The organism is Microvirga sp. jy35, assembly GCF_056148915.1.
In genome coordinates this window covers 1-3913 of sequence record NZ_JBWBEW010000094.1, presented here as the reverse complement: position 1 = coordinate 3913, position 3913 = coordinate 1, and the positions used below count along the sequence as shown (strand labels likewise).

Genomic DNA, 3913 nt, shown 5'->3' with positions numbered 1-3913 from the left:
GGTCACAGGTTCAAATCCTGTCCCCGCAACCAAACACACAACACAAGCCCTCGACTGGTCACACCAGCGAGGGCTTCTTGCTGTCCGGCATCCTGCTGTTCGGCCGAGCACAACACCAGGATGGGTGCCAGGTCGTCGTGCAGGAGCGCATCAAAGCCGCGTCTGTACACGAGGAGAAAGCAAGAACGAGCTCGACCTTGAGGTAGACACCGGACATGGCTGCAGCCCTACGGCGGAGAAGACACGACGCCGCGCCAGCACCAGCATGGGGCCTGAGTGCTCTGCGGCTAGCCGTTCTGTCGTCCTGAATGACCTCAATGCGGCTTTGGTTTGGATGCGAGCGGTATGGGGAAGGGCGTGATGAGCCAGGAGAAGACTGCAATGGTTCATTCCCTGCGCAATCCTCTGCTGGCCGGTCACTCCGTGTTGGAGGCGCTGTTCAGCCCGAGACTGCGGAAGAGGTGAGCCTAAGGCCTGACCGAGTGAGCACGAAGCTGTTTTGCCACTCGCCTGATCTATGTCTCGTTAGGCAATCGATTTCGATAGGAGAGAGCCAAAGCAGTCAACGAGGTGCGGTTGTGAACCTCCAACTTTCTGTAGATGTTATGGAGGTGAATTTTGACGGTACCGTCGGTAAGTCCTAGCCGCCGTGCGATTTCCTTGTTCGATTGACCTTCGGCGACAAGCGTTACGATTTCCCTTTCCCGAACCGTCAATGCGCTGTCGAGCTGGCTGACCTTAGCCCGTTTCCCTTCCTCCCGCTCGACTGCCGCTTCCACGAGGTCGGAAGGAAGCCATCGTCGTCCGACTGAGACCGACCTCATGCATTCGAGAAGTGTATCGGCCGCTGTGTCCTTGAGCATCAGGCCGTAAGCTCCACGTGCGACTGCCTCCACGATCTCGTGGTCTCCCGCCGATGCGGTGAGCAGGATGACTCTTGTGCTGAACCCGCGATTACCAAGCTCCGCGAGGACTTCGACCCCAGTGCAGCCGGGCATCGAGACATCCAGGACCGCGAGATCAGGCTTGCTCTCCAGAATTGCCTGGAGCGCCGCCTTTCCGTTGGGGCAGGTGGCCACAACCTCAAACATCGGATCTGTCTGGAGCAGAGCTCGGAGGCCATTCAGGAAAACCGGGTGGTCGTCCGCGAGAATGACCCGCAGGGCTGGGCTTGCTTGACTCATAGGGGCACCTCAACTCGGAGGACTGTGCCTGACGGCGCGGTTTGCAGCGCAAGAATCCCGCCCATATCTTTGGCGCGCGTGCGCAACGAATATGGGCCTATGTTCTGTGCCGATAGCTGCTCACCTGAATACGAGCCGTGAAGGCCTTGGAAGCCGGTGCCATTGTCCGTGATGGTGAGATGAAGAAGACCCGATACAGCCTCGACAGATACCTCGATTTGGGAGGCTCTGCCGTGGCGTACCGCGTTTGATGCGGCCTCGGCGAGGAAATGGCGTACGTTGCGTGCGGTCTCTCCAGATGCCCGTATATCAGGCGGGTTGATTGCGACGTGGATCTTGCAGCCCCAGATCTGACCGAGATGGTTGAGCATCTGATGGATGTCAGGGGCAAGATCGATCTGCTCAGCTAAGGCCTTGGAATGGGCTCGACTGTTCTCGACGAAGGTGCGAATACGCTGCTGTTCCGCTGAGAGAAGCTCTCGTGTTTGAGTAAGCTTCTCTGCAACATTCCGTTCAGCGCGATCCGCGCTGAGGCTCAGGTGTATGTTAGCTGCGGCCAAACCCTGCAGAACGCCGTCGTGCAGGTCGCGCGCCAAACGCTCCCTTTCTCTCGACGCAGCAGCTTCTTCAATCTCGCTGCGCAGCCAGTAGTGCTCCAGGTCGATGCCGATGCGGGTGGCGACGAGCTCGGCGATGAGAAGATCATTCTCGTCGTTCACCTCTCTATCCAGGATGAAGACTCTGCCTCGGCAAACCGGCAGAAAGAAAGGTGCAGTGATCGCCTTCTGGATCGAGAACGTGTGCTGCAGATCCTTATCGATCACGTCGCTTGCGTGGAGCCCCTCTGCTGCAGGCAGGTTCGCGGCTCCGTCCCTCAGGGGATATTCGAAGCTCCTTTGAGCTAGAGGCTCTGCCACCAGCATGCCGAAGCGGTCAGGAGGTTCGCGGCTGTATTCGAGGCCGGAGGGCGACCAAAGAGCAAGGTCGCGAAATGGCTCCTCGGAGAGTTCCCAAACAATCAGCACCCGTGGCGCGCACATGATTTTACCCGCATGCGCGAGCGCAGATTCGATCGGAACCTGTAGACCTCTGCCGTAGTCTGGACCTGGCCAAGTGGCGAGCTTTGCCAGCTGCTTGCGGCTGCGTTCTTTAACGGCAGCCACATAGCTCAGCATGAGACCTGCGACCACCAGATAGGCTGGTCTGAAGATTGCGAGCCCTAGCTCGGTGATTTCGGCGGAAACAGGCCTGCGGTCCAACAGGAGAACAAATGCGATGAAGAGGAGAATGAGCAGAACAGTCGTTTGGATCGCCCCTCGCCAACCCCATCGAAGCGATGCCGATAAAAGGATAAAGGTGAAGAAGATGAAGTACGGGCTGTTTGGTCCGTCATTGAAATGCATCAAAAGGCAGACACAGCTGATGTCGACCGTATGGGCGATGAGCTGCTCCCGATGTGTCGGCGGCCTGGCCAACACAATGCAGAAGCCCAAGGTAGCAAATGCGAGATAGCTACTCGCGACGACGTAGGTCACCTGGGCATCATAGGGATCGTCAGGCGGATCTAGGAAGATGGCATAGAATGCGAAGACGGTGAGTGTAAGCCGTGCGAAGGCGATCACGCGCTCTGGCGGCAGGATGAAGATCTTCTCAGGAAGGTCGTGATGCTTAACCCACAAAGGCATTCCCTATACTCTGTACGCAACTAACGAATGGAAAAGCCCCGGTGGACGTGAATGCTATGGCTATTGTGGGGGTCCTCAGATGTGCAGCTGAAGATAACGCATTGATTTTAGAGGGATGGATCGATTGCCCCTTGGGGCTACTCAAAAGTGGCACCGCAGAGGGAGAGGATCCCTTCCACAACTGCGGGGCGTCCTCCAGGCTGGGGGTTCTTTCATCTAACGCAAGGGTGTTCCGGCCGACAGGCTGGGAGCCTATGAGATAGGTGGCAAGCAGCGCTTCTTGCGCTCCAGCAGCCTGATGTCAGGAGGTCTCTCAAAAAGCGAGCGCCGCTGGGGCGCTCGAGGTGCGGTCTCCTGTAGGGGCAATGAAGACCGAGATCGTCAATCATTCAACGGATGCTGGCCTCAGCCGACGATACTGCCTGCGGAAAATGCTGCAGATGTCTACGCAGTTCGCTCAGGAGTGCCACGTAGGGTTCACGGCGCTCGCGGTGCTGAGCAACCAGCTTCCCACGGATGAAGCGCTTCTGATCATCGCTTGATCGGCTGACCTCAAGATTCATCATCGCAAGGCTATGCTCGAAGTCTATGTTGCCGAGGGTCTGCGAGACATCGTTGATCAGCGATGCAATGTTTGGAGACTGCGCTTCACGGTCCTTTTGATGTGCTTCATCCACACTGCTGGTCATGACCTTGCTCGCCATCAATCTTCCCGTTCCGCATTCAAGCTCTGTCTTGCCGCATTCAGGCTCTGTCTTGTCGCCGAGGCGCTGTTTTGCCGGGCTGCTGGCCGCATGCCGCGGCAGGGGCTCCGTTGCAGGCCGGGATCATATCCGGGAAATTGTCCCGATCCATATACTATTGGTTATAGACGCCTGATCTTCGCTGAAGCGCGCCGCCCCGGGTATGGCCAAGTCAATCCTCAGTATTCCGCGTCGTCTATACCATCAGATCTATACTCATCCCCCTGATCTTCGGGCACAAGGCTCACCATCGATCGCAGCATCTGGGCCGCCTCACAGGCGGGCCACGGCAAGAATGACG

General features: G+C 57.7%; 4 protein-coding genes. 1 reads left to right on the top strand and 3 read right to left on the bottom strand.

What is annotated here, in order from left to right:
* Window positions 1-206: hypothetical protein (locus tag AC0QTX_RS27205; RefSeq protein WP_474606910.1), on the top strand; the 206-nt coding region annotated here is incomplete at its 5' end.
* Window positions 207-515: 309 nt separating this feature from the next.
* Here AC0QTX_RS27205 and AC0QTX_RS27200 read toward each other — a convergent pair.
* The 3 genes from AC0QTX_RS27200 to AC0QTX_RS27190 form a co-directional block, all read right to left on the bottom strand.
* Complete coding sequence (locus tag AC0QTX_RS27200; protein WP_474606909.1) at window positions 516-1184, bottom strand: response regulator; 669 nt, start codon at window positions 1182-1184, stop codon at window positions 516-518.
* On the bottom strand, window positions 1181-2869 hold the full coding sequence (locus AC0QTX_RS27195; RefSeq protein ID WP_474606908.1) for a sensor histidine kinase: 1689 nt from the start codon (window positions 2867-2869) through the stop codon (window positions 1181-1183). The genes AC0QTX_RS27200 and AC0QTX_RS27195 overlap by 4 nt, the downstream gene beginning before the upstream one ends.
* Before the next feature lie 389 nt (window positions 2870-3258).
* Window positions 3259-3573, bottom strand: coding sequence for a hypothetical protein (locus AC0QTX_RS27190; protein WP_474606907.1), 315 nt, complete (start codon window positions 3571-3573; stop codon window positions 3259-3261).
* Between the last annotated feature and the right edge of the window lie 340 nt (window positions 3574-3913).

Excerpts from the sequence above, each read along its gene's own strand:
- AC0QTX_RS27190 (WP_474606907.1), bottom strand. The coding sequence starts at position 3,573 with ATGGCGAGCAAGGTCATGACCAGCAGTGTGGATGAAGCACATCAAAAG.
- AC0QTX_RS27200 (WP_474606909.1), bottom strand. The coding sequence starts at position 1,184 with ATGAGTCAAGCAAGCCCAGCCCTGCGGGTCATTCTCGCGGACGACCAC.
- AC0QTX_RS27195 (WP_474606908.1), bottom strand. The coding sequence starts at position 2,869 with ATGCCTTTGTGGGTTAAGCATCACGACCTTCCTGAGAAGATCTTCATC.